The sequence below is a fragment of the Pedobacter sp. TM02 genome, assembly GCF_059705275.1.
Genome location: NZ_AP046530.1, coordinates 2,269,165 through 2,294,139, shown reverse-complemented (window position 1 = coordinate 2,294,139; position 24,975 = coordinate 2,269,165). Strand labels below are relative to the sequence as shown.

Genomic DNA, 24,975 nt, shown 5'->3' with positions numbered 1-24,975 from the left:
GGGTGATGAGGGTCGGGAATTCAATTCCCGACCAGCCTAATTATTTATTTCGGTTTCCGAACAACATTGCACCTGCTGGCATTCTTCGCCAACAGGTTAAGCTTTACTTGACGGTTAATGTGGGGCGCAACGACAGCTCATCAGAGCTATTATTTTACCGTAACTTCATCAAAAAACGTGTGGGCCAAGCCACCGGCGCCTTCGTGCCAGCTTGGCAATGTGCCATAATTTTTGGCTATAATTTTAAGGTATCGGCAATCGCTGTTTACCTTGGTGCCAATTTCCTTGATTTGGATATTGTAGTCTTTGGCTTCAGCTGGTGCTTTTACAGAACCAATCGATTTAAAGTTCATGTCGTCGCCAGCAATCAAAAATTCGGTTGTTGGGGGGAAGATGATCCAGGCCTGCGTATCCTGCAGGGCGCCCACACTTACCGAATTGACGTGTTGGCTTTTGCCCAGGTCTAAAATTACCTCAAAATCCTTGCCCCAAACGCCCTGCCAACGGTTGCCGATGCGCCAGTTAATGGCTCCTCTCACGCCATCTATCAGGGCATCATTGCCACCACCGGTAAAGCTCTTGTTGATTTCGCTGTTCACCTTGATGCTGTAGTTGTTGTTGATTCTTTTGTAAACGGACGTACTTACGTAACTGGTTTGATAGCCTTTTTGATAGGCAATGGCCTTGATGGTGATATCATTGCTGATTTCGAAGGGTGCTGTATATTTTTTCGAGGTCGAATTTGGCGTCATTCCATCTGTGGTGTAATAAATACTTGCACCAGCTAAGGCATCGCTTAAGGTAACGGTCGCTTTGTTTTTGAAGGTTTCTTGCGGACCTTCGATAATCGGGTTGGGAACAATCAAAGTACCCCCAATTTTCATAACAGGCTTTTTAAGGCTGTTCAGGTAACTCATGTCTGGCTGTGCGCTCAACTTAAAATTAATGATAGCCCCATTGGCCAGGTTGGCAAAATCAAGGTAAAGCTGCTGGTGGGCCTTGCCATTCACCGTCATGCCCTTGATGTAGTAATTGTTTTCGTCGCGGTTTGGGGCGTTGATTATGATTTTTTTGCCGTTTCCGAGGCTGATGCTCATCTTTTTGAACCAAGGTGTGCCGATGATGTACATGTTGTTGCCTGGCGAAACAGGGTAGAAGCCCATGGCGCTCATCACGAGCCAAGCACTCATTTGGCCACAATCTTCGTTGCCCGAAAGACCATCGGGTTGATCGTGGTACTGTTCGTTCATGATTTTGTTCACGTAATACTGCGTTTTTTCGGGATGCGAAGTAAAGTTGAACAAATAGGCCATGTGGTGGCTCGGTTCGTTGCCATGTGCGTATTGACCAATCAATCCGGTAATATCGCTTTGGTCTCTGCCGGTAAGGCCTTGCTTAGTGGTAAAAAGCTCGTCGAGTTTTGCCTGGTAGGCTTTTTCGCCGCCCATCATTTGCAGGTGTCCATTTACATCCTGCTGGGTGCTAAAGCTGTAATGCCACGAATTGCCTTCAGTATAGTTGTTGTTAACCTCGGTTGGATTAAAAGGCTTCCACCAACCGCCATTATTGCGTGCCCTGATGTGGCCGGTTGAAGGATCATAAACGTTTTTCCAGTTTTGCGCCCTCATCATATAGGTTTGGTAATCGGCAGTTGCACCAATCATTTTGGCAAACTGGGCAATGCACCAGTCATCGTAAGCGTATTCTACGGTTTTCGAAGCGCTTTCGTGTTCCATATCGGCTAAAACAGCACCGTTCTTGGCATAAACGTCAATGCCAAACTGCTTACGGTTTACGGCATGTTTCATCGCTTGTAGCGCCAATTTGGTATCGAAGCCACGAATGCCTTTGGCGTAAGCATCAGTAATAACCGGAATGGCATGGTTGCCAATCATACAATAGGTTTCATCATTTGCTAATGGCCAAATGGGCAGTAAGCCACCCTGCTGATGCATGGCCAAAAAAGTTTTGATGAAATCCAAGGTTCGTTTGCGGTCAATTAAAGTCAGCAACGGATTTTCGGTGCGATAGGTGTCCCACAACGAAAAAACCGTATAATATTCGAAGCCATTGGCCGTGTGTATTTTATTGTCTAACCCCCGGTAACGGTTATCGGCATCCATATATAGATTTGGATTAAGCAGGCTATGGTAAAGTGCCGTATAAAAAGTAGTTAAATTTTTAGTTTGGTTGCTTTCTACCTCAATTTTAGCCAGTTCCTTGTTCCAATCCTGCTGTGCTTTTTGCAGGGTTTTTTCGAAATTGAAGCCGTCGGTAGCGGTGTTGAGGTTTTTTAGCGCGCCTGTTTCATCTACCGCCGAAATGGCGATATTGGCCAATACCGCTTCTTGGGCACTGGTTTCGAACTGGATATATAATTTGATATTGGTGCCTCTTGCTTTCTTCAAATTAGGCTGTAGCTCGTCGTTAACGGCGATGCCATACGCTTTAAAGGGCTTGTTGTAGCGTACGTGGAAATACAATTCCTGCGCCTTGGCCCAGGCGCTCGACTTGCGGTAGCCCCTGATTTCCCTGTCGTTGACGATTTCTACCCAACTATCCAATACCTTATCCCGGTGTTTTAGATCGATAATGATATTCGATTCGCTGGATTTGGGATAGGTGAATTTGTACAGTCCGGTTCTGCGGGTGGCGGTTATTTCGGCCTTAACCTGGTATTTGTCTAAAAAAGTAGTATAATAACCCGGACTGGCTTTCTCGTTTTTCTTTTGATAAGGAGAAGCATATTGGGTATTGAGCAACTGTGGCTTGCCAACAGTTGGCATAAGCAGAAAGTCGCAGTAGTCTTCTACGCCGGTGCCGCTCAAGTGGGTTTGCGAGAAGCCGTAGACCACCGAATCGCTGTAATGATAGCCCGAACAGCCATCCCATCCCTCCAAACGGGTATCTGGACCAGGTTGGATCATGCCAAATGGCAGGGCAGGACCAGGGTAAGTATGTCCATGGCCACCCGTACCAATAAATGGATTTACATATTGGTTGTAGTTCTTTTTGCTTTGGGCAAAGCCGGTAGCGCTAAGCAATACAAAAGCAAAGAATAGCTTCGAGAATTTCATCAATTTATTTTTCAGGTTTAGGTTCGGTTTTTTTCATGCGCGAGAAAGGGTAGCCATTGCAGCCCTTTTTAGGGTTCTGCCTGTCTACATACGCAGTTTGTTCGGCTTGTTCATCGGTTGCCGCGTCATAAACGGTTAGGCAAAATCCCCAGTGCCAAGGTTCCATGCCGTTAAAGATCATGTAGTCGATGCGGGTATACTTATTGCCATCGGTTTTGTTTTTGGCATCGTTTCGGGCTACCAAATATTGTTTTTCTGGGTTCCATTTGATGATGTGATACTTGATATTGGGGTGTTGTATCCATAAAGTATCGTTAATGGTATAGCTGATGCCATAATCGTCGGCAAAAGTGCCCAGGGCAAAAACAGGCGCCTTAGTTTCCTTGTTTTGGCCAAAAGCCAGCAAGGGATATAAGAGGATAAACGTAAGGATATATTTCATCTGATTTTGTATCGGTTTAATTTGCGCTATAAAAAGATAAGGACAACGAGCGAAGATAGAAAAATGCTCATGAACTTGATTGTAAAGCCTCAACAAGCGCTTTTACTTTTTCAGGAGCGCTTTGCTCATACTGGTATTCGTCGTCAATACTGCCCATTTTTGTAGACTCGTTACGATACTGCATTTGGCTGTTCACTTTCGCCCTTGCCGAAGAATGAAAGTTGTGTGCACCGGTTTCTTTACGTAGCTGCTGAATATTTTCGGCATTTACACCTGCGCCAGGCATAATTTCGATCTTGCCCTTGGCTTGTTTAACCAATTGTGCAATTTGTTGGGCGCCCAGTGCTGCGCTTGGGCAGCCGCCAGAGGTAAGCACGCGTACAATGCCCAGTTCGATCAGGTCTTCAAGCGCTTTGGCCAAATCGTTGCTCATGTCGAAAGCACGATGAAAGGCCACCGGCATAGGGGAGGCTAACGCAATCAGTTCGGCACAGCGTTTTTTATCTATGCTACCATTTGCAGTTAAAATACCAATCACTACACCGTCGCAATGTAATTCCTTGCACAGTTGAATGTCGGCTTTCATCAGTTCGAACTCGTCGTCGCTGTAAAGAAAATCTCCGCCACGTGGCCGGATGATGGGCCAGATTTCGATGTTGGGGAGCGATTTGGAAAATTTGATCTGTGCATAGCTTGGCGTTGTGCCACCCTCGGCCATGTTTTCGCACAATTCTACCCGGTGGGCGCCACCAATGGCAGCGGCTTTTGCCGAGGCGAACGAATTGGCGCAGATTTCAAGCTTGGGTAAATTGTTATTCGTCATCGCTTACTGGGTTTAATACACTCCAGCCGTTCGCCGTGTTGGCTACGTTTATTTTTTGGACAGATTTGCCCCCATCGGCATACCAACATACTTCGGTAATGATCCAATGCTGTTCTGTAACTTTTTCTCTAGCCGGAAAAGCACAGGTTATGCCGTTAAAATTCGGAAAACCGTATTCGTTTATGCTGTTGATAAAGGAAGCTTCCAATACATCGGCTAAACCCTTGGTGGTCTCTTCGTTGGGTTCGATGCTCATTTTGGCCATCATCACTTTTGCCTCGGCTGTAAAATCCTTACAGGCCAATACGGCCCCCAGATCTTCCTTTCTATAGGCTTCTTCTATCGCCAAAATGGCGCCCTCTGGGGTGTCGAAGTTTGGTTTAAAGTGATCAACGCCCTCGTCTATATACAGGCCGATACTTTGGTCGAAGTTTGGTTTGTCGCTATCCTGTATATTGTTTCTGATGGCCCTGATGGTGTAGCCGCCAATCAAACGGCCATGTTCAACAATCATCCAATCGGAGATATGCTCACGATCGATACCAATTTTCTGGTTCATTTTTACCGTTTTTACTTCAACAGGTTCGTTGCTCACGGTGCCGAAAAGATGGCCTTCCTCATCAAAATGCGGGTCGGTAAGCCAAATGTGTTCTAAGTTGTCGCCGTCTATGATTTTTACCTTTACCGAAAAATAAGATTGATGAGGCTGTGGATTTTGGAGGCATGTGGCAAAATACCAAAGCGTAAGCTTGGCTTTTTCTATGGCCCAATTCATGCCTTCGTCTTCATGGGCTACCCGTACCATATCTGGTTCACCCTGTCGTTCTACTACGTTCTTTTTTCCGAAAATTTTGGAGAATAAACCCATTTGTAGGTGCTTAATGGTTAGTAATAGCTTTTTCCTTTGATAACCAGGTCTTGTTGCTTCGCGTCGCAGACGGCATACGTAAAGCCTTTTTGAATGGCATAAGCACCATACTCGCCCTTTTTGTTCATGGCCAAAAAGCCCACTTGAATATTTTTGGCAGTTTCTGGTTTCTTTTTAATGATACGCATAACGGCTTCTTTGCAGGCCTCTTCTGGCGAGTAGCCTTGGCGCATCAGCTCAACCACCAAAAACGAGCCTACATTCCTGACCACTTCTTCGCCAACACCGGTTGAAGTAGCGCCGCCAATTTCGTTATCTATGTACAGGCCGGCACCAATAATCGGACTGTCGCCCACACGCCCGTGCAGCTTGTAGGCCATGCCGCTGGTGGTACAGGCACCAGAGAGATTGCCCTTGGCATCGATCGCAATCATGCCAATGGTATCGTGGTTGTATTGGTTTCCCGGTAGTTTTTGTGGCGAAGCCTTATCGTAAAGTTTGTTTTCGATGTTCATTACCGGCTCGTATTTGGCCTGTTTTAGCCATTCTTTCCAGGCTTTTTCACTAGCGGGTGTTAAAAGGTTTTCTTTTTTAAATCCCTGTTCCAAGGCAAATTGCAGGGCGCCGTCGCCGGCCAGCATTACGTGTGGGGTTTTTTCCATTACCTTGCGGGCTACCGAAATAGGGTGCACGATGTGTTCAAGCGCCAGTACCGCACCGCAGTTTCCGGCTTCGTCCATAATGCAGGCATCCAAAGTTACTTTACCATCGCGGTCTGGCAGGCCGCCATAGCCAACCGATTGATTGCTTTCGTCGGCCTCGGGCACCCAAACTCCCTGTTCAACTGCATCCAAAGCCCTTCCATTGGTGCTTAATACCTTCCAGGCGGCCGCATTGGCCGCTACGCCAAAGTCCCAGGTCGAAATGACAATGGGTTTATGGGCTGGGGCAACTGCCGATGGAACAACATTAGCCATGCTTTTTTTGTCGATGGCCAAAAGCGCAGTAGAAAAGGCACTGGCTTTGATAAACTTTCTCCGGTTAAACATATTTGGTTGGTAGGTATTTGGTTAAGGTATAAGGGTAAAATTATCCGAATCTTTTAAGAAAGGGAATTGCCTGCGTATTTTTTCCAGATCGGGATAGTTGATGCTGAAGGTGTATAGATCTTCGTCTTCGGGCTTATAGTAAACGGTATTGCCATAAGGATCGATGCACATCGAGTGGCCGCTGTGGTAAATCTGGTTGCCATCGTGGCCTACGCGGTTTACGCCGATAACATAGCTTTGGTTTTCGATGGCACGGGCATGGATGAGCGTACGCCAGTGCGAAGACCTTTTGTCGGGCCAACTCGCCACCAGCAGCAGAATGTCATATTCGGCATTTTTGTTGCGCAGCCAAACCGGAAAACGGAGGTCGTAGCAAACGGCCAAACGGATTTTCCATCCTTTTAGCTCCACAATGAGCGATTTTTGGCCGGCGGTATAGTTTTCGTCTTCATCGCCCATGCCAAAAAGATGGTGCTTGTCGTAATATTGGAACTCGCCATTGGGCAGCATCCATATCATCCGGTTGTAGTACTTGCCGTCTTCTTTGATAATGAGACTGCCCGTAACCACGCAATCGTAGTTTGCGGCGGTTTTGGCTAGCCATTGCATGGTTTTGCCGTCCATTTCTTCGGCCATTTCTTCGGCCTTCATGGTAAAACCCGTGCTGAACATTTCTGGAAGCACAATGAGGTCGGTTTTTTCACGTACACCGCCCGACAGACGCAACGAAATATTCTGGAGGTTCTTGTCAATATTTTCCCAAAAGAGATAGGCCTGGAAGACCGTAACTTTTAGGTTTGGGATGTTTAAATATTGTGGACTTTCCATTTTTATAATTTTTTGAGGGATGAAAATTATATTTTTATTAGTCTTTCAACGGCTTTTTCCAAGGTATCTTGTTCTTTGGCAAAGCAAAACCGCAATACCTTATTGTCGGTTCCCTTGGTGTAAAATGCAGAAACCGGAACGCTGGCCACACCAAAATCCTTAATTAACCTGATGGCCATGTCAGTGTCTTTTTCTTCGCTGATCTCGGCAAAGCTTACACACTGGAAATAAGCACCCTTACAAGGTAGCAATTTAAATCTAGTCTCATTTAATAGCTTGCGGAAGAAATCTCTTTTTTGCTGAAAAAACTGAGGCAGTTCCGTGTAAACATTTTCGCTTTTGAGGTAGTTGCCAATGGCGACCTGCATTGGGGTGTTTACGCTGAATACGTTGAACTGATGTACTTTTCTAAATTCGTTCATTAATTTAGCTGGAGCTAGACAATAACCTAATTTCCAGCCTGTAGTGTGTAGTAGTTTGCCAAAAGAGGCTACCACAAAACTCCTTTCCCTCAATTCGGGGTAAAGGGCTACGCTTTGGTGCTGCGCTCCGTCAAAAACGAGATGTTCGTACACTTCGTCGCTCAAAATCATCACATCGGTGTTCTTGGTCAGTTTGATCAGCGCTTCGATATCGGCTTTGCTTAAGATGCTTCCGGTTGGGTTTTGCGGACTGTTCAGGATAATCATTTTGGTGTTGGCCGTAAACAGTTTTTTGACCATTTCCCAATCTATTTTGTAATCGGGTGCATGCAGCTCGAAAGGCTTCACTAAACCGCCAAAGAGCTTTACGGTGGGCGAATAGCAATCGTAGGCCGGTTCGAAGATAATTACTTCGTCGCCAGGATTGATAACGGCAGCCAGTGCGGTAAAAATAGCCTGGGTGCCGCCGGCTGTTATAGTAATCTCGGTATCGGGATTGTAGTTTGCCTGGTAAAAGTTTGCAGTTTTTTCGGCAATCAGCTCCCGCAAGCTCATTAAGCCTGGCATAGGAGCATATTGGTTGTGACCGTTTTTCATGGCATCGGCCACTAATTTGATCAATTTTGGATCGGCTGGGTAATCTGGAAAACCTTGCGAGAGGTTTATGGCATTGTGTTCTTGGGCCAGTTTAGACATCACCGAAAAAATAGTGGTGCCTACTGTAGGTAGTTTAGAATTTATAAGCATCATGTACAACGAAAATAGCAATAATCTCTTTCAATATAGCCATTAACGTTAAAAAGATGGGCAAATTATGCATTGCTGGCCGTGTTTGGCCTGATTTGGCTGCTGCCCAGAAAGAGGCAACACAAGGCAATTAGCGCTGCCATGGTCATGACCGCAGGCATGGGCCATACAGCATCGGCGGCAAATACGCTGATCAAGGCAGAGGCCAGTGCGCCCAAACCCATTTGCAGGGCACCCATTAAGGCCGAAGCGCTGCCTGCATTTTTGCTGAAAGGCGCCAAGGCCAATGCCGATGCATTTGGATTGATAAAACCGAGGCAGGCCAGAAATAAGGCAATAAACGAAACAGTCGTGTATAAATTAAGCAAGTTGTGGAGTGCGGCCACCAAAAATAAGATGCTGACGATGGCTTGTGCAAGCAAAGCCCAGTTCACAATCCGTTTGCTGGTAAACCATCGGAGTATGTAACTGTTTACTTGACTAAAACCAATAAAAAATGCTGATAGCAAGGCAAATATCCATCCATATCCTGTTTCGCTAACTTGATAGATATCCATGAATACGATGGGTGAAGAAGATACATAGGCAAACAAGCCGCTAAAGGTGATGGCACTGACCAGGGCATAGGTATAAAATGAAGGCTCCTTGATAACAACAAGGAAATTACTGAGGATTGGCTTGGGTTTTAACGAATAGCTGGGATCTGGTTTGTAGCTTTCTGGAAGTTTCCAAATGGACAATACCAGCATAAGCAAGGCCATGAAACTTAAAAATACAAATACCGAAGGCCAGCCCATGGCGGCAATGAAATAGCCACCGGCGGTAGGCGCCAGCATTGGCGAGGCCGCGATAACCAGCATGAGCGAAGCAAAAACTTTAGGGCTTTCTTCTACGGTAAATAAATCCCGCACCATAGCTACAGCAGCCACTGCTGTGGCGCAACTGCCAATGGCCTGTACAAAACGCAAAACAATCAGCTGGTCTATCGAAGTTACAAACAAACAGCCCAAAGAAGCGGCAATGTATAGCGCAAGTCCAAAATAAAGCGGTTTTTTACGCCCAAATTTATCCAACAACGGACCGTACAGCAACTGTCCGGCCGAAATACCGATAAAAAAGCTGGAAAGCGACAGCGATACATTGGCTACATCGGTATGCAAGTCCTTGGCTATGGCTTTAAAGCCCGGCAAATACATGTCGATAGAAAAGGGACCTAGCGCAGCCAGCAAACCCAAAATGAAAATAAGCAGGAATTTTGATCTAGCCATAGGGTGATTTTAAGCGGAGGCAAAGATGGACATTAGAAAAACAAGAGGCGTCTAAATCTTGTCAAAATTAAAGTTTGGTTTAGCGGAAGATATGGGCTAATTGCTGATAAACCATGAACGTACAAGGGATGACGCTTAGCGCAACACAAATAGATCAAGTTAAATTGTGACAATGCAAGCGGCGCCAAAATTTCGTTTATCTCAAAATAATTGTATTTTAGCATTCATGACTTTTAAAACCAAAGAAAGCCGTTTGCTCCTCGTTCTGGGGGCGTTTTTTGTGGCTAATGCCATTTTATCAGAGTTTATTGGAGTAAAGATTTTTTCGGTAGAAGGCACATTGGGCATCAAGAAATTCGATATCAATTTATTTGGCGTTCCCAATCTCTCCTTCAACATGTCGGCTGGAGTTTTAACCTGGCCCATCATCTTTATCATGACCGATATCATCAACGAATATTTCGGGGTGAAACAGGTACGCTTTCTTTCTATACTTACATGCATACTCATTGCCTTTGCCTTTTTTGTAGCTTGGGCCTCTATGCAGCTCAGCCCGTCTGATTTTTGGATCAACCAGGATGTAAATGGCCACAACCTGAACATGGTTGATGCCTTCGACAATATCTTTGGGCAGGGCATGTGGATTATTGTAGGGTCGCTCATTGCCTTTTTGATTGGACAGATGGCTGATGTGATCATCTTTCACCGCATTAAAAAGGTTACCGGCGAGCGAGCTTTGTGGCTTCGCGCTACCGGCTCTACGGTGGTTTCGCAGCTGATTGATAGTTTTGTGGTTATTTTTATTGCTTTTTACCTGAACCCTAAATACCATTGGAGCTGGCAGATGGTAGCCGCCATTGGTTTGGTAGGGTATATTTACAAATTTATCGTGGCCTTGCTCATGACGCCCATCCTGTACCTGGTACATGGCATTATTGATGGCTATTTAGGCAAGGATTTAGCCCATCGGATGATCAAGATGGCCGGCAGGGGCTGATATGGAAAACAACAATACCCGGTTGGCACTAACGTTTATACGTAACACGGTAATGGCTTTTCCGGGTGTTACCGAACAGCTTTGTTTTGAAACGCCGGCTTTCTATGTAAACAAATATATTTTTGCTAGGCTTAAAGAAGATGGCATTAATTTGGTGATACATACCGTTGAAAGAGAAAAATGGATCGAAAAAGATCCACAAACCTTTTTTGTGACAGCACACTACGTCAGGTATAAATACATGCTAGTAGATTTGGAAAGGGTAGACCCGAACCACCTTAAAGCCTTATTGCTAAGTGCTTGGAAGAACAGGGCGCCCAAGAGATTGTTGAATGAATTATAATAAGATGTACTTCTACCTCCTATACATTGGCGTAGCCAAAAAAGAATTCACCGAAACTGATTTTGAGGAATTATTGGAACAAGCCAGATCCAGAAACGCTTTTTTAGATATTACCGGCAAGCTGCTGCATTGCGAGGGCACCTTTATACAATTGCTCGAAGGAAGCGAAGCCGCAGTTAAAGAAGTTTATGCCTCTATTATTAAAGACGAGCGCTTGATAGCCATTAAAACGATTGCAACCGGACATGCCAAAGAACGGTATTACAGCAATTGGAGCATGGATTTTAAGGAAGTGAACCTTGCCGAAATCAACAAGTTGGAAAACTGTGCCCATGAAGACGTGGCTGCCTATATTAAAACGGCTTCTGCCGTAAAGCTGCTCAAGCTGTTGGCCAAGGCATAAAATGTGCTATTTTTTGTCAACATTTGCTTGTTCGGGCTAAATGAGCTAAATTCTGTTTTAAATTGAGCAACCATGAAAGTTGATTATATCGCTTTGTCTGTACCGGTCTTTTTTCTGCTGATTGGCATTGAGTTGGGCTATTCATTTTATAAAAAACTGGGCTATTACCGGCTTAACGACTCGATTGCCAACCTGAGCCAGGGCATAGGGCAGCAGGTTACGGGGCTTTTCATGAAAACGGCACTGTTTTTTGGCTACAAATATATTTTTGAGCATTGGCGGCTATTCGACCTGCCCAATACCATTTGGGTCTGGATTATACTTTTTATCGGTGTCGATTTCTTTTATTATTGGTTTCATCGCATGAGCCATCAGGTTAATGCACTGTGGGCTGCACATATTGTGCATCACCAGTCTGAAGAATACAATCTTACCGTAGCCTTGCGCCAATCGTGGTTCCAAGGCTGGTTTTCGTGGGTGTTTTATTTGCCCTTGGCCTTCATTGGGTTTGATCCGCTCATGTTCTTAACCCTGAGTGCCTTTAATACGCTCTATCAGTTCTGGATCCACACCAGAGCCATTAAAAACATGGGTTTTCTGGAGCATATCATCAATACGCCTTCGCACCATCGGGTGCACCATGGCTCCAACCCCAAGTATATTGACAAAAACCATGCGGGTTCGCTCATCATTTGGGATAAAATATTCGGCACCTTTCAACAAGAAGAAGAAGAGGTTTATTATGGTATTACCAAGCCATTGGCCAGTTGGAACCCTATTTGGGCCAATGTACATTATTGGGCAGAGCTGATTGATACTGCGCGTAAAACCGATCGGCTTGCAGATAAAATAAGGGTTTTTATCAAGCCTCCGGGCTGGTTTCCGCTTGCTTTGGGCGGTTTTAAGCCAGCTCCCGAAATAGACGTGGCCCACTATAAAAAGTACGATGCCTATTATAGCAAGGCTTTGGTAGGCTATGTCTTGTTTCAGTTTGTGGTAGCTTTGGCCGTTGGCTCGATGTTACTGTTTTTATATCCGAAAATGACCGGAGAAGCTGTTGTAGCCGCTGCTGTTTTTACCATTTTGACGCTCTTAAGTTGTGGCGCGCTGCTGGAAGGCAGGGCCTGGCTCAAGTATTTCGAATTTATTCGTCTCATAGTAAGCCTCCTTGGGCTCTACTTATTTAAGGATATGGCTATATTTAATACTTTAGCTATTGTTTTTACGCTGGTTCAGGCAGGTTCGTTCATCTGGTTCTGCTTTATACAAAACAAAATCATATATGCTCAAGAAACATCTTCAATTTAATTTTGCCTTCATCCTCATCTTCATTGTCCAGCTTTTGGTAGAATCTGACCCGATTACTTCCAAATTGGTTTTGCTTGATTTTCATTATGCTGTAAAGCCGCTCATTACCATTTCGTTGCTGCTGTTTCTGGTTTACCACACCCAGCTTAAGGGCCGTTTTGTCAAGCGTGTATTTGGCGGTTTGTTGTTTGGCTTGTTCGGCGATTGCTTTTTGATGTTCCAAATCGCTCATCCTTCATTTTTTTTGTTGGGCTTGGCTTCTTTCCTCGTTGGGCATCTGTTATACATTACGGCATTTTACCTCGATTATATTTGGAATTCGCGCATTCAAAAGGGCTATACGCGTTGGGCGCTGGTTATTTTTGGCGTATTCTGCATTGTATTTTATATTTATTTGCGCCCTTATTTGGCCGACATGAAAATACCGGTAATGGTTTATGCCTTTGTGATTTCGCTGATGGGCATTATGGCCGCCAATCGCAAAGGGAGGGTAAATACCTTGAGTTTCAAGCTGGTGATGTGGGGTGCCGTACTGTTTATCCTTTCTGACGCGATATTGGCCTATAATCGCTTTGTGCATCCTTTCGAAACTTCTGGCCTCTGGATAATGTCGACCTACATGCTGGCGCAATACCTTATTACGATGGGCACCGTAGAGCGAAAGATGAAGAAGAAATCGGCGATGTAATGTTTAAAATCAGTGTTTTTCCCGGTCCAGAATAGTGAAAATCTGTACCAGGCGTTCTCCCTTTTCATCAACCAACGTAAGCGTATGTTTGCCCGGAGCAGGATTTAAGGCTATTTGGTGGAAAGATTGGGTGGTGCCGATGTAGTTCTCGTCGATATGCCAATAGATTTTTGTTTTTGGATTACGGTGGGCCACATTGAAGATAACCTTGCCCCGTGTGCCATCCAGCTCTACCGGGATATAGACCACTGCATTGTTCTTGGGATAAATCATATCCATCGGCAATTGATTGCTCGGTTCGTCGCAACCTGGTTTAAAGGGGGGCAAAGGCTTGTAATCGCTGTTTTTGATCTTGTAGTAATACTCCATGGCCGGAGGCAATACAAACCATTTTGCATGTTGCATTTGTGCGGGGCTTTCGCATTTGTCGGTTACACGGTAAGTACCGGTTGCATCGAGGTGAACAAGTTGGTGGTAAGGGCATATCCTGGTTTTTTCTCCAGCAAAAGGCACCATGTCGCTTATTTTTTCGGGACAGTTTTCGCCTGCCTTAAAGCCGCTTTGTTTGCATACCGCAATTTTCTTGAGCTTGGTTTTTGGGGTTTGAAACCAGTTAGCGTTGGGCAAGAGCCGAAAAATATCGAAAAGGACGGGGGCTGCTGCTTCAATACCCATTAAGCCAGGCCTGCCTTCGCCATCGGCATTGCCTACCCATACACAAACCACATAATCTGGAGTTAAGCCAATGGCCCAAGCATCCCGAAAGCCAAAGCTGGTCCCGGTTTTCCAGGCTATCCGTTGCGATGACGAGAACTGTTCCCACAAACCTTCGTCGCCAGGACGCATCACTTCTTCCATGGCATTAAAAGTGGCCCAAATGGCTCCATGGTCTAGTACCGAATTTGGTTCCAGTTCCCCTTTATCGATGGTTTGCTCCTTGTTTTTAACATAAGAAGGGGCATCATAATCATGAGGATTATACCGGCCTTGGTATTCGTTAAAGTGGTTGAGCGTACGGGCCATGCCCATATAACTTCTGGCCAAATCCCACAAGGTTACTTCGCTGCCCCCTAAAATAAGCGATAAACCATAATGATCGGCAGGTTTGTTGAGTGTGCTAAAATGCAGTTTTTTGAGTTGGTCGTAAAAGCGCTCGTACTTATACTGCTGCAACATTTTTACCGCCGGAATATTGAGCGATCTGCTTAGGGCCTTGTCGGCCGCAATGGCGCCATCGTAGCCCAAATCGTAATTTTGAGGCGTGTAGCCTGCAATTTGCGTAGGAATGTCGGCTACCAGCGAATGAGGTAGTAGCAAGCCATCGCTCAGCATGCTGGCATAAAGCAGGGGCTTGAGCGTACTCCCCGGACTTCGAGGTGCCTTGATCATATCCACATGGCTTTCGAGCTCCTTGTTTTCGGGCTGGTAGTTGTTGCCCACATAGCTCATTACCTTGGCATTTTTTACATCGAGCACCAAGGCTGCTATGTTATTGATCCCGTTGGCTTTGTATCTGTTGTTGTATCTTTTAAGTAATTCGTTTACTTTAAGTTGTAAATCGTAATTTAAAGTTGAACTTAATTTGGTAGAAGGCAATTTTAAAGTTCTTCTTTCCGCTTTAAAACGGTTAAGCAGGTGTGGCGCATACTGAGGTAAAGACAGTGGTTGCGTTGGGATGGGTTCTGCTTTGGAAAGATTGGCCGTAGCCCGATCTATGTAATTCAAGGTTACCAATTTATCCAGTAAATCGTTTCTTTTTTTGATGAGCTTATGGGCGTTCTTGCCGGGGCGTACCAGCGATGGGCTGTTGGGCAGCACGGCTAAGGTAGCCATTTCGCCCCACGAGAGGTCTCTTGCTTTTCGGCCATAATATCGCCAGCTGGCGGCTTCCAAGCCAACCACATTGCTGCCAAAAGGGGCATTGGCGGCGTAGAGTCCTAAGATCTCTTTTTTAGAATGGCCAAGTTCCAAACGCATGGCCAAATACATCTCGATCAGCTTTTGCCAAATGCTACGGTTTTGTTTGCGCGATAAGCGGATGACTTGCATGCTAATGGTGCTGCCACCACTGACTACGCTGCCCGATTGCAGGTTTTGTTTCATGGCACGACCCATAGCCACCGGATCTACACCAAAATGCATTAAAAAGCGCTGATCTTCGAATGCGGTTAGGCATTTGGCAAATTTATCAGGCACCGAATCGGCCACTGGAAAGCGCCATTGCCCATCGCTTGCAATCGATGCACTGAGCAATTCGCCGTTACTGGCCTCTACTACATAAGAGGTAGGGCTTCTGAACAATTGTTTGGGCCAAGCCAACAGGAAAACCAGTATACCTAAAAGGCAAATGCCATCGCTAATTAGAAATGCTTTGGGTATTCTGATCATTTTTTATTCGCAAAGGGGTAACATTTTGTGGTAATGCTTGATGTATATCAAAATCAAGGTTATGGAAAAAATTGTTACTTTTTTAAGGTTTGCAGCGGGGTTTGTTCGTTTTTTGATGATTAATATTTGGCCGAGGCTCTAGGTGTTAGTTTGCAGTTATAAGTCAATAGTCCATAGTCAATTTAGCTATGACCATGGACCATCGACTAGAAACTATTTGATAACCTGCACCCATTTGCCGGCCACTGTAGCACTGATGTTGTTGTTGTACATTGCTTCGCATTGTACGGCCGACAGGTAGTATTTGCCCAAATATGAAGCATTGAGCAATACTTTATAGGTGAGGGTTTCATTTTCTCGGAGGTTAAAATAAGTGAATACGCGATCATCCCTAATGTCTCGATAGGTATATGGCGACGAAGCCAGCATACTTTCGTTGTCGTTTAAACGGGTATTGATAATTTCCCATCCTGAAGGGAAAATCTGCGTCAGCGCCATTTGTTCGTAATAACCCATTTTTCCAGGGTTTTTGATGGTTACTTCGGCATAAAAATCGGTTCCCTGCTTCAACACACTTGGATCGAGGATTTGGCCTCTCAAGGTTTTGTAGCTTACTGACAAGCCCAGGGCATCGGGATTGTTTGGCAGGAAGCTGTTTTGGCCTGCGGCAGGTTGTCCTTGCAACACCAAACGCACAAACAATACGTTGCTGCCGGTGTTGGTAATGCTCACCTTGTTGTTTTTAAAGCCCAACTGACTACTGTTCAGGTATTGTTCGCTGTTTACATTTCCGTTTTGGCCATCGATTACATAATTGTATTGCAACCTGTTTGCACTGCTATTTTGGCCACAGAATTTGGCAATGGCTAATAAGCTATAGGCCGTGGTTTGCGTGCTGTACCAGGTATCTCTGCCCAAACGAGCCGCAACGCTTTGCAGCAATTGGCCGGCTTTTGCTTTTTGGCCCATCAGGGTCAGTGTTTCCATAATCATGGCCTCATCCCTCAATTCAGAGCCGTAAGTGCCACCCAGTTGGTTATAAGGCTCCACAGTTAAAGCTAAACCTTTAACCATGGCATTGGCAGCCGCACTTTGGCCTGCCAATTGATAAGCCGCTGCCAATCGCCATTTAGCGCTTACCGATAGGTATTCAAAAGCCCTTAACCGGTTCATGGCGGCCATTTCTGGTTTTTTAGCCAAGGCCAGCACGTATAAGCGGTAGGCTTGGCTTAAATCGCCACCATAAAAGTTGTTGCTATTAGGTACCCAGTTATTGGCTTTGCTTTTTTGGTAGCGGATCAGTTCGTCGAGCAGACCAACCGGTAGGGTATAGCCTGCGTTCTGGGCTTCTACCAAGAAATGTCCGGCATAATTGGTTCCCCATTCATCAGCCGATCCTTCGCCCGGCCAATAGCTTAAGCCACCTTCTGTGGTTTGGAAACCTTTTAAACGGTTAATGCCTGATTTGATATTTCGTTCAACCTCGGCTTTTTTCTGATTGCTCAATGGCGTAAGCTTATCGAGCATTAATTGTGGGAAAATACCTGAGGTGGTCTGTTCTACGCAACCATGCGGATATTGGATCAAATAACCCAGGCGTTTGTTCAGGTTGATCGGCGGAATTGAAGATACTTCAACCGTTCCAGAATTGGTGCCTGCCATGCCGATTGGACTATATGCGGTTTTCCAGGTTTGTTTAGGCTGCAGGGTAGCTGCTATGACATTGCTTACATAAGGATTTGGATTGCGTACATCCATTTCTACGTCGTAAACGGTCTTTTCGGCACCGCTTTGTGCTACGATTTTCACTTTAGCCACGCCAACGGCATCAGGAGCAGTTACCTGAAAATAAGCCATTTGCTCGCCGGCCTGTTTAAAGCTTAGCTGCTGTGTTTTAGCGCCATTAACCAACAGTTGCCCGCTCTGCAATGCAACACTTACGTTTTTGAGGTTATTGTTGGTGGCAAAAATGTTTACCGGCAAAGTAAAGCTTTCGCCCGGACCAATTACTCTTGGCAGCGTGGCCAATACCATTAACGGTTTTTTCACCTCAACGCTTTTCTCTGCATAGCCATAAGCACCTTCTTGGGCCGCAACAACCATGGCCCTAACGGCACCAATGTATTGGGGAAGGGTAAATTTATGGGTTTTGCTTTCGCCTTTGCCGAGTTTGTACGGCCCCATAAATTTAACGACAGGTTTAAAACGGTTGGCTTTTGCAGGATTGAGGTTCCTGTTTACGCTGCCGTCGCCACCAATGCTCAAAATGCGTTCAAGATTACCTCCCCAGGCACCCAATACCTGATCAAACAAATCCCATGTTTTAACGCCCAAACCTTCTCTGGCGTAAAAAATGCTATGTGGATCTGGCGTTTTAAAACGGGTAAGGTCTAGCAGGCCTTCATCAACCAAGGCAATGGTATAGGTCATTGCTTTTCCTTTTTCTTCGGCAACGGTAATGCTGCTTTCTACTTCTGGTTTTAGGGTAGCCGGCATTTTGATGACCGGTTTCAATATGGTTTCCGGATCTTCAATGCTTAACGGAATGGCACCGTACATCCTGATCGGCAAATCGTTTAAGGTTTGCGCATGGGGCTGCAAAAGGGTTACGTTGGCAAATACGTTGGGCGCCATGTTCTTTTCGGCCTTGAACTTGAATTGGGTTTGGCCCTTTTGGGTGTCAATCCAATAGGTTTTAAGCACACGGCTGCCATTTTCTATTGAAATCAAGGCTCGTCCATTTTCTCCGGTAGGGATGGTGAGTACCACCTCTTCGCCTACATTAAATTTTTCTTTGTTGGCCGTAAACGAAAGCATAGAGGCTTCGGTAGGGTTGTTGGCCTGCTCGCGTTGTGCCCAGCCCGGCCAATCTATATACACAGATTTGCCGGTGGTATGGCCTCCAAAGCCATCGCGTACCAAAATGAGGTAACGGCCCCATTCGGGCTCATTAATGCGCAGGGTCCAAGAGCCTTTGCCATTATAAAGCATAACCGATTGCTTTTGAACCAGTTTGTTGTATTGGTTTTGCGTAAAATTGGCATAACTTTCCTGATTGTCTTGTTCCCACCACCAGCGCCATTGCACTTTGTACAGTTCTACTTCAACGGTTTTGCTGCCGGTCATTAAACGGCCATTGCGGTCAACATTTACCAGTTCTATTTTATGGTCTTGCCCCGTTACCAGCATGCCACTCAGGCGATCGCCTTTTGGTGTTTTTACGCCTAAATAATTGTCGTAAACATGGTAAGGGATGCTGAAATTGTCGATGCTGAAATTACCGCCCGGCTCAAATACCTTGGTGGTGAAATTAGCCCTTAACATACCTGGAGCAGTATTATTTTCGCTTAAATTGGTATTAACGGTGGCCATGCCATTGGCATTTAGGGTGCCTTCGAAAATGGTTTTTACCTGCGACTGGAAGTTGATGGTGGGATTGTCAAAGCTGTAATCGTCAAAACCCTTAAACTTGGTCTGCATGGTATTCAGGTTTACATCTACCTTGGCTTTGAGGTTTTGTGCCGGGGTACCAAAAAGCCATTTGGCCGAAAGGGTAGTGGCCGATGAGGCGCCATTGCCCAAATAGGTTTTCCCGGCTAAATCGAAGTTGATTTTTAAGCGGTTAGGCATAATGGTTTCGATCTTGATGGTTTTAGAGAACGAAGCGCCACCCACCTTCACCTTGGCCAGCCAATTGCCTGTTGGCGCCGTACTTTCGGTCGCGGTTTTAAAAGTATAAAAACCGTTTAGTGCCTGAGCGCTTACCATTTTTTTGGACAGCTGGCCTTTCGGATTATAAAACTCGAAAGTAACCGGATAATTTTCGGGCAGTTTTTTCAGTTTGTCTTCCAAGATAAAGGATAGGTAAAGACTGTCGCCCGGACGCCAAACACCCCGTTCTCCGTAAATAAAGCCCTTGATGCCTTCCTGCACCACATCGCCACCCACATCGAAGCGGCTCAAAGGCAGCGAGTTGCCGTCATCCAGCTTTAAGTAGCCTCTTTCTTTGCCGTTCTTGGCAATCAAGAGGAAAGGCTTACGTTTAAGGTCGAAGGTAGCCCAACCGTCTCCATCGGTTTTTACCGTGGTCAATACCTGTCTTTGGTAATCCAATAATTCTATATCGACACCACTTAAAGGCTTTGCGGTAAGCAGATCGGTTGCCACCACCAGCATGCTGTTGTCGTTGCCACGCTTGGCAATCAGCCCAATATTCGAGGCCAAGAGGTTTCTGCTGGCCCAGCGTTCGTTGGTATAATAAGAAGGCGTGCAGGGATTGTTGCGATCGTCCCAACGGTAGTGATTGGGATAGTAGCTGTTGTAGCGCTCCCAAAATTCGTCGTCTTCATCTATTTTTTCTCCATAGCTGCCATAGTCTTCGTCGCCTTCGTCACCATCGGCAACCTTGGTTTCGTCAGCTTTGCAGTCGTAAACGTTGTAAGCCTGTCTAAAGCCAATGGTTACGCGGTACATGGCACCCGGCTCGGTTCTGATGAGCTTGTCGAGGTCGAGCGTAAAACGTGTTTTTTTGTGCAGGTTAATGGCCTTGTCTTCGTCTAAGCGAATAGTTTTTTGGACTACCGGTTTGGCCACCCGACGGAGCTCATTGCCTTCTTTGTAATTGTTTACCTGGAAAAACTGCGGAATGTTGTCTTCATAGATCTTGATAATGGTTACATCAACCGCCTTCAGGTTAACAGCTTCGAAAGGCAATACCAGCTTGCCCGAATTAGGCAGTATGGTTCCGGTACCTGCTATGGTAACCGAAGGCTGCTTGTTTTCGAAGATGATATTGGCCGTTTTGGCACTTTGCAATGTTTTGCCTTCAATATTGGTGATACCCGTATTAACTGTAACGTTGTAATTTCCCTGCAGTTCATCGGGTGCATAAACTTTGATCTGACTGCCGTCTATCGTAAAACGAAGGTCTTGCAGGGCTCCCAAAGTAATCAATCCGTTAAGATCCTGACCCACGTTTACCGGTTCGGCACATTGAATCAAGGCATAATCTTCCGAACCCTGAATGGCTTTGATATCGAGTACCTTGAAAACGTTTTTGGCAGGCACCATGATTTTTGCTTCGCCTTTGTTATCTGATGCGCCAATGGCATCGCCATTCCATTTGAGTAGGAGTGCCAGTTCGCTGCTTCCTTTTTTAATGCTGTCGATGGTAAAGGTAGATTGGTGCTTTTCTGGGTTATGTTGCCATTTTACTTTGAGTTTTTGCGCAAAATCAATACTTAGGGCCTGTTCAATGCGCTGTTGTTCTTCTACATCGGCGGTATTTACCTCGCCGCTCAGTTTCATGTAGGCCAAAGAGGTATTGTTTTGCGATACCAAGCCATTTTGGCTCAGGCTAAGTCCCGGTTTGATCACCTTAAAGTCGAAGTCGAAATCTTCGAGGCCCTTTTCTGTGGTGGTAATTTTATCGAGGTGTAAGGTGGCCTCGTATTTTTGATCGGGCTTGAGCGCTTCGCTAGGTCTGAATTCGATGGTTTGGGCATCAATCCAATAGGTTTTTCCCTTAATGCTTGGCGAAAAATCGACCAATTCGCGTTCGTCGGGCTTGCCCAGGTCGGTCAGGTTCTTAACGGCGCTGGCCAAGTGCACGCGGATAAAGCTCTTTTTAGAAATCGTACCCGAAGTATAAGATTCGATGTACTTGGCATAAGCCTGGTTGTCCTGATGCTTTTTCTTTTTAAAGATCAAAAAGGCTGCCGCGGCCGCAATGGCCACCAGCAGGCCGATAAGGATATACTTTTTTGAAGCTGAAGCGATGGGTTTTCCGGTATTTTCCATACATAAATTGTGGGTGATGCATGAAAATTAGCGAAAAAGCTTTGTAGAGAAGAATTTATTTATCAACGATTCTCCAGTTTTCAGTCCTGACTACAAAAGGATAAAAATAGCTGTCCTTTCCAGGAAGAATAACGAAGCAATCTTTGCAGGAGAAAGGGCTCCTTTGCGCGGCACGACAAACCTTCTAATTTATCAATAAATTACTTGATCATTACTCCGGGTTTGTTCAATAGGGGAATACGGATGAGGTTGTTATCGATGATGCTTTCGGGAAGGAAGATGAACTTTTTATCAAAAATGTCTTTTCCGATATAATAGCTGAGCCAGTATTCGTTGGTTAAGCCAAACACGGCCGGATCAATAGCTTCAACCGCGGCATACGACTGCGGGGCCAAATCGCCTATAAAATGCCTTAGCAACGATGTTTTGACTTGCTTGCCGTCTTTCTCGCCATAACCTTTGGAGGTAATGAGCACGTTGGTAATGGGTTCTTTTTTGAAATTGACCAAATACACGTTCCAGTTTTTTACCTCTGGCGTTTCGCTCATCAGCACCACGGCGATGGCTACATCTTCAACAATATTTTCTGGCAGGTCTTTTTTCAATGTGCTAATGTCTTAAGATTGGAAAGGTCTTATGTTTATTTCTAACCTGTAAACCGTAAACTTTTACTTCTTCTTCGCTGCCGCTTTCTTTTTGGCTGGTGCTTTTTTCTTTTTGGGTTCAAAAGCATCGGGTACTTGAGCAACGATCAGTTTTTTAACGTCATCCAAAGAGATAGCAGCCAATTCTTCGGCAGTGTATTTTTGCTTGGTGGCCGGATTGTTCCCCAGTTTCAGCATTTCCTTGCCAAAACGGATAAATGGTCCCCAGCGACCGTTTTCGATGGCTATTTTCTCTTCTATCCATTGCTGGATAAAACGGTTGTTCTCTTTTTCTATCTTTTTGCTAATCAGTTCTTCGATGTCGCGCTGCGAAAGGTTTTCAAAATTATAGGCGCGCGGTACATTGATAAACAGGTCGTTCCATTTAATAAATGGCCCGAAACGGCCTGTGCCCTTGGTTACCGGCATATTTTGGTATTGGGCAACCGGTGCATCGGCAGTCATTTTTTCCTGTATAATTTCAATAGCCCTGTCCATATCAACGCTTAATGGATCTTCGTTTTTAGGGATCGAAATAAAGGCATCGCCCCATTTTACGTAAGGACCAAATCGGCCTACACCCACCGAAACTTCCTTGCCTTGGTAATCGTCAAGCTGGAACGGCAGTTTAAATTGGTCTAAAGCTTCTTCAAGCGTAACGGTTCCTACCGACTGCGACTTTAACAGGCTGGCATAGCGTGGCTTGTCGTTTTCGTCGTCGGTTAAGTCGCCAATTTGTACCAGAGGTCCATAACGGCCCACTTTGGCATATACGTTTTTACCCGAAACCGGATCAACGCCCAATAAACGTTCGCCATTGGCACGGTCGGCCGTTTCTAGGGTGGTTTCTACTTCGGTGTGGAAAGGCTGGTAAAAAGAATGCAACATTTTGGTCCATTCTTGCAAGCCTTGCGCAATCTCGTCAAACTGCTTTTCTACTTTGGCCGTAAAGTTAAAATCGACAATTCCCTTAAAATGTTCTACCAGGAAGTCGTTTACTACTTCGCCGATATCGGTAGGGAAGAGCTTGGCCTTTTCGGCTCCGGTAACTTCGGTTTTGGTTTGCTTGCTGATGTGGCCATCGGCCAATACCATACTTACGAAATTGCGTTTTTTGCCATCGCGGTCTTCTTTTACCACATAGCCACGGTTTTGGATGGTCGAAATGGTTGGGGCATAGGTAGAAGGTCGGCCAATGCCTAATTCTTCCAGTTTTTTAACCAAACTGGCTTCTGTATACCTGGCTGGAGGCCTTGAAAAACGCTCAACGGCAGCCATTTCCTTGAGCAATAGCATTTGGCCTTTTGTTAAGGGTGGCAACAAGTTGTTGTCGTCGTTATCATCTTCCTCTTCGTCGGTTGATTCGAGGTATACTTTTAAGAATCCATCAAATTTCAATACTTCGCCCTCGGCAATCAGTTCTTCTTTTCGGGTATTGATATGGATATTGGCTGTTGTTTTTTCGAATATGGCTTCGCTCATCTGCGAGGCGATGGCACGTTTCCAAATCAGTTCGTACAAACGTTTTTCGGCATTGTCGCTCCCGGCAGTATGCTGGTTAAAGTAAGTAGGACGGATGGCCTCGTGCGCTTCTTGGGCGCCGGCTGTTTTGGTTTTGTAAACCCTTGGCTGGTGGTATTGCTGGCCATAAGCCGATTTGATTTCGGCGGCAGCGGCAGCGATGGCGGTTTCAGAAAGGTTAACCGAATCGGTACGCATATAAGTGATTTTACCGCTTTCGTAAAGTTTCTGTGCAATTTGCATGGTTCTGGCCACCGAATAGCCCAGCTTTCTGGAAGCTTCCTGTTGTAGGGTAGAAGTGGTAAATGGCGCCGCCGGATTTCTTTTGGCAGGTCTTACCTCCAAGTTGCTTACCGAGAAGTTGGCACTTGCGCAATCCTGCAGGAATTTTTCGGCATCTGCTGCCTTTTCAAAACGTTGTGGCAATTCTGCCTTTACAATTTCGCGACCTTTACCGGTGCTCAATTGGGCCGTAATTTTAAAAGCAGCCGTGGCATTGAATTGGTTAACTTCGCGTTCGCGGTCTACAATTAAGCGTACCGCCACCGATTGTACCCGGCCGGCCGACAAAGCTGGTTTTACTTTTTTCCATAATACCGGCGAAAGCTCAAAGCCTACCAAACGATCTAGCACACGGCGTGCCTGCTGGGCATGCACCAGGTTATAATCAATGGTTCGCGGGGTTTCTATGGCCTTTAAAATGGCAGGTTTGGTAATCTCATGGAAAACGATACGTTTGGTATTGGCTTCTTTCAAGCCTAATGTTTCGAATAAATGCCAGGAAATGGCTTCTCCTTCGCGGTCTTCATCGGACGCGAGCCATACCATTTCGGCCTCCTTAGCTAGTTTTTTGAGTTCGGTAACCACCTGCTTTTTATCGGCAGGTACCTCGTAGGTCTGCGAAAAGTCATTGCTGATGTCTATTCCCATATCGCCTTTTACGAGGTCACGGATATGGCCGTAACTAGATTTCACTAAAAAATCTTTTCCTAAATACCCTTCTATGGTTTTAGCTTTTGCAGGTGACTCGACGATCAGTAAATTTTTTGCCATTCAGAACGCTTTTGCTGCAAATAAAACTATAAATTAAGCTAAATTCAAAATTGGCACCGTATTTATTTTAAAATTAACAAGGCCATGCAAATGGCTAACTCCCTCTTTTTGATGAGGTATGGACGGTTTTAGACAGGTTATTTCAGGGCTAAAAAAAATAATTTTATTTACTTCCTGATGGCGTATAGTGTACGGCATATTGCATATGGCGTTTTGGCTGATTAGGCTTTTACCGGTTAAGACCACGTTATTTGTTTATTCTTAGATTTTCTGAGGCGCACAAGCGGTTTTTTAAAACCATGAAGGC

Annotated in this window: 17 protein-coding genes; 5 read left to right on the top strand and 12 right to left on the bottom strand. The window is 45.4% G+C overall.

Features of this window, described 5'->3' with window-relative positions:
- Window positions 1-149: 149 nt before the first annotated feature.
- The 8 genes from AC6H1S_RS09605 to AC6H1S_RS09570 all read right to left on the bottom strand — a co-directional run bounded on the left by AC6H1S_RS09605 (window position 150) and on the right by AC6H1S_RS09570 (window position 9,524).
- Window positions 150-3,077: a GH92 family glycosyl hydrolase gene (locus AC6H1S_RS09605; protein WP_497563448.1), complete on the bottom strand. Its 2,928-nt coding sequence runs from the start codon at window positions 3,075-3,077 to the stop codon at window positions 150-152.
- 4 nt (window positions 3,078-3,081) lie between these two features.
- Window positions 3,082-3,519, bottom strand: coding sequence for a hypothetical protein (locus AC6H1S_RS09600; protein WP_497563447.1), 438 nt, complete (start codon window positions 3,517-3,519; stop codon window positions 3,082-3,084).
- 67 nt (window positions 3,520-3,586) lie between these two features.
- The gene (locus AC6H1S_RS09595) at window positions 3,587-4,342 is read right to left on the bottom strand and encodes a copper homeostasis protein CutC (RefSeq protein WP_497563446.1); all 756 of its coding nucleotides are present in this window, start codon (window positions 4,340-4,342) and stop codon (window positions 3,587-3,589) included.
- The gene (locus tag AC6H1S_RS09590; RefSeq protein ID WP_497563445.1) at window positions 4,332-5,210 is read right to left on the bottom strand and encodes a YegJ family protein; all 879 of its coding nucleotides are present in this window, start codon (window positions 5,208-5,210) and stop codon (window positions 4,332-4,334) included. The genes AC6H1S_RS09595 and AC6H1S_RS09590 overlap by 11 nt, the downstream gene beginning before the upstream one ends.
- Window positions 5,211-5,227: 17 nt before the next feature.
- Complete coding sequence (locus AC6H1S_RS09585) at window positions 5,228-6,259, bottom strand: glycosylasparaginase (protein WP_497563444.1); 1,032 nt, start codon at window positions 6,257-6,259, stop codon at window positions 5,228-5,230.
- A gap of 21 nt (window positions 6,260-6,280) precedes the next feature.
- Window positions 6,281-7,087 (bottom strand): nitrilase family protein, encoded by an 807-nt coding sequence (locus tag AC6H1S_RS09580; protein WP_497563443.1) that lies wholly within the window; start codon window positions 7,085-7,087, stop codon window positions 6,281-6,283.
- 26 nt (window positions 7,088-7,113) lie between these two features.
- Window positions 7,114-8,259 carry a methionine aminotransferase gene (locus AC6H1S_RS09575; protein WP_497563442.1) on the bottom strand — a complete coding sequence of 382 codons (1,146 nt, stop codon included), beginning with the start codon at window positions 8,257-8,259 and terminating at the stop codon, window positions 7,114-7,116.
- A 62-nt stretch (window positions 8,260-8,321) separates the two neighbouring features.
- Window positions 8,322-9,524, bottom strand: coding sequence for a multidrug effflux MFS transporter (locus tag AC6H1S_RS09570; protein ID WP_497563441.1), 1,203 nt, complete (start codon window positions 9,522-9,524; stop codon window positions 8,322-8,324).
- Window positions 9,525-9,750: 226 nt separating this feature from the next.
- On the opposite strand from AC6H1S_RS09570, the gene AC6H1S_RS09565 reads away from it, so the two are divergent.
- From AC6H1S_RS09565 to AC6H1S_RS09545, 5 genes are all read left to right on the top strand, one after another.
- On the top strand, window positions 9,751-10,521 hold the full coding sequence (locus AC6H1S_RS09565) for a queuosine precursor transporter (protein WP_199140284.1): 771 nt from the start codon (window positions 9,751-9,753) through the stop codon (window positions 10,519-10,521).
- Window position 10,522: 1 nt separating this feature from the next.
- The gene (locus AC6H1S_RS09560; RefSeq protein ID WP_497563440.1) at window positions 10,523-10,864 is read left to right on the top strand and encodes an MmcQ/YjbR family DNA-binding protein; all 342 of its coding nucleotides are present in this window, start codon (window positions 10,523-10,525) and stop codon (window positions 10,862-10,864) included.
- A complete protein-coding gene (locus tag AC6H1S_RS09555; RefSeq protein ID WP_497563439.1) occupies window positions 10,854-11,267 on the top strand; it encodes a BLUF domain-containing protein in 414 nt (137 codons plus the stop codon). The genes AC6H1S_RS09560 and AC6H1S_RS09555 overlap by 11 nt, the downstream gene beginning before the upstream one ends.
- Window positions 11,268-11,339: 72 nt before the next feature.
- Window positions 11,340-12,575 (top strand): sterol desaturase family protein, encoded by a 1,236-nt coding sequence (locus AC6H1S_RS09550; RefSeq protein WP_497563438.1) that lies wholly within the window; start codon window positions 11,340-11,342, stop codon window positions 12,573-12,575.
- Complete coding sequence (locus tag AC6H1S_RS09545; RefSeq protein ID WP_497563437.1) at window positions 12,550-13,263, top strand: lysoplasmalogenase; 714 nt, start codon at window positions 12,550-12,552, stop codon at window positions 13,261-13,263. The genes AC6H1S_RS09550 and AC6H1S_RS09545 overlap by 26 nt, the downstream gene beginning before the upstream one ends.
- Window positions 13,264-13,272: 9 nt before the next feature.
- Here AC6H1S_RS09545 and pbpC read toward each other — a convergent pair whose 3' ends face one another.
- From pbpC to topA, 4 genes are all read right to left on the bottom strand, one after another.
- Window positions 13,273-15,651 (bottom strand): penicillin-binding protein 1C, encoded by a 2,379-nt coding sequence (gene pbpC, locus AC6H1S_RS09540; protein ID WP_497563436.1) that lies wholly within the window; start codon window positions 15,649-15,651, stop codon window positions 13,273-13,275.
- A gap of 213 nt (window positions 15,652-15,864) precedes the next feature.
- Entirely contained in the window at window positions 15,865-21,450 is a 5,586-nt protein-coding gene (locus AC6H1S_RS09535) for an alpha-2-macroglobulin family protein (RefSeq protein WP_497563435.1), read from the bottom strand.
- A 200-nt stretch (window positions 21,451-21,650) separates the two neighbouring features.
- On the bottom strand, window positions 21,651-22,055 hold the full coding sequence (locus AC6H1S_RS09530; RefSeq protein WP_497563434.1) for a hypothetical protein: 405 nt from the start codon (window positions 22,053-22,055) through the stop codon (window positions 21,651-21,653).
- 63 nt (window positions 22,056-22,118) lie between these two features.
- Window positions 22,119-24,668 carry a type I DNA topoisomerase gene (topA, locus tag AC6H1S_RS09525; RefSeq protein ID WP_497563433.1) on the bottom strand — a complete coding sequence of 850 codons (2,550 nt, stop codon included), beginning with the start codon at window positions 24,666-24,668 and terminating at the stop codon, window positions 22,119-22,121.
- Between the last annotated feature and the right edge of the window lie 307 nt (window positions 24,669-24,975).

Excerpts from the sequence above, each read along its gene's own strand:
- AC6H1S_RS09595 (WP_497563446.1), bottom strand. The coding sequence starts at position 4,342 with ATGACGAATAACAATTTACCCAAGCTTGAAATCTGCGCCAATTCGTTC.
- AC6H1S_RS09570 (WP_497563441.1), bottom strand. The coding sequence starts at position 9,524 with ATGGCTAGATCAAAATTCCTGCTTATTTTCATTTTGGGTTTGCTGGCT.
- AC6H1S_RS09590 (WP_497563445.1), bottom strand. The coding sequence starts at position 5,210 with ATGGGTTTATTCTCCAAAATTTTCGGAAAAAAGAACGTAGTAGAACGA.
- AC6H1S_RS09560 (WP_497563440.1), top strand. The coding sequence starts at position 10,523 with ATGGAAAACAACAATACCCGGTTGGCACTAACGTTTATACGTAACACG.
- AC6H1S_RS09605 (WP_497563448.1), bottom strand. The coding sequence starts at position 3,077 with ATGAAATTCTCGAAGCTATTCTTTGCTTTTGTATTGCTTAGCGCTACC.
- AC6H1S_RS09550 (WP_497563438.1), top strand. The coding sequence starts at position 11,340 with ATGAAAGTTGATTATATCGCTTTGTCTGTACCGGTCTTTTTTCTGCTG.
- pbpC (WP_497563436.1), bottom strand. The coding sequence starts at position 15,651 with ATGATCAGAATACCCAAAGCATTTCTAATTAGCGATGGCATTTGCCTT.
- topA (WP_497563433.1), bottom strand. The coding sequence starts at position 24,668 with ATGGCAAAAAATTTACTGATCGTCGAGTCACCTGCAAAAGCTAAAACC.
- AC6H1S_RS09585 (WP_497563444.1), bottom strand. The coding sequence starts at position 6,259 with ATGTTTAACCGGAGAAAGTTTATCAAAGCCAGTGCCTTTTCTACTGCG.
- AC6H1S_RS09555 (WP_497563439.1), top strand. The coding sequence starts at position 10,854 with ATGAATTATAATAAGATGTACTTCTACCTCCTATACATTGGCGTAGCC.
- AC6H1S_RS09535 (WP_497563435.1), bottom strand. The coding sequence starts at position 21,450 with ATGGAAAATACCGGAAAACCCATCGCTTCAGCTTCAAAAAAGTATATC.
- AC6H1S_RS09575 (WP_497563442.1), bottom strand. The coding sequence starts at position 8,259 with ATGATGCTTATAAATTCTAAACTACCTACAGTAGGCACCACTATTTTT.
- AC6H1S_RS09565 (WP_199140284.1), top strand. The coding sequence starts at position 9,751 with ATGACTTTTAAAACCAAAGAAAGCCGTTTGCTCCTCGTTCTGGGGGCG.
- AC6H1S_RS09580 (WP_497563443.1), bottom strand. The coding sequence starts at position 7,087 with ATGGAAAGTCCACAATATTTAAACATCCCAAACCTAAAAGTTACGGTC.
- AC6H1S_RS09545 (WP_497563437.1), top strand. The coding sequence starts at position 12,550 with ATGCTCAAGAAACATCTTCAATTTAATTTTGCCTTCATCCTCATCTTC.
- AC6H1S_RS09600 (WP_497563447.1), bottom strand. The coding sequence starts at position 3,519 with ATGAAATATATCCTTACGTTTATCCTCTTATATCCCTTGCTGGCTTTT.